General features: G+C 75.4%; 1 protein-coding gene and 2 pseudogenes. 2 read left to right on the top strand and 1 reads right to left on the bottom strand.

Features of this window, described 5'->3' with window-relative positions:
- Window positions 1–1,003 (bottom strand): annotated as a pseudogene (locus tag SSNG_RS32230) (AAA family ATPase); the annotation flags it as partial.
- Window positions 1,004–1,595: 592 nt separating this feature from the next.
- On the opposite strand from SSNG_RS32230, the gene SSNG_RS32225 reads away from it, so the two are divergent.
- Window positions 1,596–1,793 carry a thiopeptide-type bacteriocin gene (locus SSNG_RS32225; protein ID WP_007268133.1) on the top strand — a complete coding sequence of 66 codons (198 nt, stop codon included), beginning with the start codon at window positions 1,596–1,598 and terminating at the stop codon, window positions 1,791–1,793.
- A 183-nt stretch (window positions 1,794–1,976) separates the two neighbouring features.
- Window positions 1,977–2,770, top strand: a pseudogene (locus SSNG_RS42600) (hypothetical protein); the annotation flags it as partial.

Genomic DNA, 2,770 nt, shown 5'->3' with positions numbered 1-2,770 from the left:
TCAGCCGGACGTCGGCCCAGTGGGTGCTGACCGCCATCCCCTCGGCGGGCGGCTCCTCGTAGAGCGCGACGGCCGCGTCGATCGCCTTCACCAGGGCCGCGGAGGACTTCAGGCGGGCCACCTCCGGGTCGCCCTCGGGCTGCGCCGTGGCGCCCTCGGCGACGAGGTCGCGGACCGTGCAGGTCTGTACGCCCTCCTCCCCGAGGCTGGGCAGGACGTCGGCGACGTAGGACAGGTACGGGCGGTGCGGGCCGACGAAGAGAACGCCGCCGCGGCGGTGGCCCAGGCGGGGGTCCGCGTAGAGGAGGTGGGCGGTGCGGTGCAGGGCGACCACGGTCTTGCCGGTGCCCGGACCGCCGTCGACGACGAGGGCGCCGCGGGATCCCGCCCGGATGATGGCGTCCTGGTCCGCCTGGATGGTGCCGAGGACGTCCCGCATCCGGGACGACCGGTTGCCCGCGAGGCTCGCGATGAAGGCCGACTGGTCGTCGAGCGCGGCGTGGCCCTCCAGCCCGTCGACGGAGAACACCTCGTCCCAGTAGTCGCCGATCCGGCCGCTGTTCCAGCGGTACCTGCGGCGGCTCGCCAGACCCATCGGGTTGGCGTGGGTGGCCGCGAAGAAGGGTTCGGCGGCCGGTGAGCGCCAGTCGACGAGCAGCCGGCGGCCCGTGCTGTCGGTGAGGCCGAACCGGCCGACGTACAGGGGCTCGGGGTCGTCCGCGAGGACGATGCGGCCGAGGCACAGGTCCAGGCCGAAGCGGCGCAGCAGGCGCAGGCGGGCGGTCAGCCGGTGGATCTCCGCGTCCCGGTCCATGGCCTCCCGGCCGACGCCCCCGGGTGCCCTGCGCGCGGCGTCGAGCCGTTCGGACACCTCCGCGATCGTCTGCGCGAGGCTTTCCTCGATGGCGGCGAAGTGCCGCTCGTCGCCGGCGACGAGCTCCGGGGCGGCCTTGGCGGAGAGGCGGTCGGGAAGGTCGAACACGCTGGTGGTCAGCGGGGGCACTGGTGCGGCTCCGATCGGGGTCGTTCGCGACCCGTGTGTTGTGCGGCGGTTTTGGCTCAGGACGGTGATTCTGCGGGAGGACGGGGGCCTTGCCGCAAGCCCCCCGATGCGTTATAACTTGAGAGTGGCAAGGAGTGGTTTCACCTCCTTGCCTTTGTTGTTTCCGCTGCCGTTGCCGCCGCGGTTTCCGCCGCTCCGCTGCGGCTTTCCGCCGCGCCCGGGTGGATGACCCGCCTCCACGACACGGCCCGGCCTGGGGAATCTGCGGAATCCCCCGGCGCCCCGGGTTCCCGGAGGTTCCCGAACTGCCCGCACCGCTGCCCCCGTACGCGCGCACGCCCGTGCGCCGGCGGCGGTTTACGGCCGGAACGGCCCGAATGCGGCGGTGCGGTGGGACGGCGTGGGACGACCGGGGTCCGCCGGCGGCGCGTTGTGCCGCCTTTCGGTCAACCTCCCTGCCCGTACGTGGAGTTATCCCCTGCTGTCGAAATGCGCCCGCTGCGGGCGGTTCGGCCCGGCGGCTAGCGTTGCGACCGCTCGTCCGCAACAGGATCCAGCCATCACACGTCGTCCCACACCCTTGGGAGTTCTCATGGCAGATTTCGACGCGGCCACGTCCTTCGAGGCCCACGACCTGGACCTCGGCGGGATCACGGTCACCGCGATGCGCGACACCGCGGGGGTTTCGGCCTTCGCCGCCGGCTCGTCCACCTCCACGTGCGGCATCCCCACCGCCACGGCCTGCCAGTGCGTCACGCAGCAGCCGCAGACGGTTCCCGGCGTCATCTGACGGTGCCCCCGCCGACCGCCCGTTCCGGCGCCCGCGTCCCGGGCCCGGAGCGGGCGATCCGCTTCCTGCCCCGCCCCTCTCTCCCTTCTCACCTCTCACCTCTCACCTCCCCCTTCTCACCTCTCCCCTCTCCCTCTTCTCCCCTCTCCCCGATCAGGCCGAGCCGGAAGGACCCGGGACGCCATGACCTCCCCAGCCCCCGCCGTGCGCACCTCCTCGTACGCCCTGGTGCGCGCGACGACGCTCGCCCACCCCGCGCAGTCGCCGGACGCGGCCGCCTTCCGTGCCGCGCTCGGGCAACTGACGCGGCTGGAGGGCGCGCTGGCCCGGCTCACGCCCGCACTGACCGACGCCCTGTACGCGAGCCGGGGCGGCCATCCCGACGCCTTCCACCGGGACGTGGTACTGCCGCTGCGCCGGGCCCTGCACAACGGCCGGGAGCCCCGGCCCGCGCTCCTCGGCGCGCTCGGCGATCTACCGGGACGGGTGCCGGCGCTGCGGGAGTGGCTGGAGCTGCGCGGCCGGCTGGCCGCCCTGCGGGCCGGACTCCGCGAACCGGCGGCGGCCGCGCTGGCGGCCGAGCGCCGGGCCCTGGCCGCGCAGTGCCGCGAGCCGGCCCTCGGCCTCGCCGCTTCGGCGACCAGCGCCCAGCTGCTGGCCGCCGTCGAGCGCGCCGGGGCCGGGACGGCCGGGCGGCGCGCCCGCAAGGAGGAGCCCGGGGTGTTGCGTCACGCCGTGCGCGCCGCCACCCGCAGCAGCCCCGTGTCCTGGTACACGGCGGTCGGCTGGGGTCCACTGCCGGCCCGGCCCGGCTCCCGGGAGCCGGGCGGCCCCGACTGGGGCGAGGGCGGCCTGCCGGGTGCGGTCGGCAACCGCGTGCGCGCCGGCCGGAGCCTGGTCGCCGCCCTGTGCGAGGCGCTGCTCACCGACCCCGCCCGGCGGGCCCGGCTCCCGCACCGGATGGCGAGCGCGGCCCG

Origin of the sequence: Streptomyces sp. C, assembly GCF_000158895.1 — a bacterium.
GTDB lineage: Bacteria > Actinomycetota > Actinomycetes > Streptomycetales > Streptomycetaceae > Streptomyces > Streptomyces racemochromogenes.
This window is presented reverse-complemented; position numbering and strand designations above follow the sequence as displayed.

Bases quoted from the DNA above. Each gene is read 5' to 3' on its own strand.
- SSNG_RS32225 (WP_007268133.1), top strand. From the start codon at position 1,596: ATGGCAGATTTCGACGCGGCCACGTCCTTCGAGGCCCACGACCTGGAC.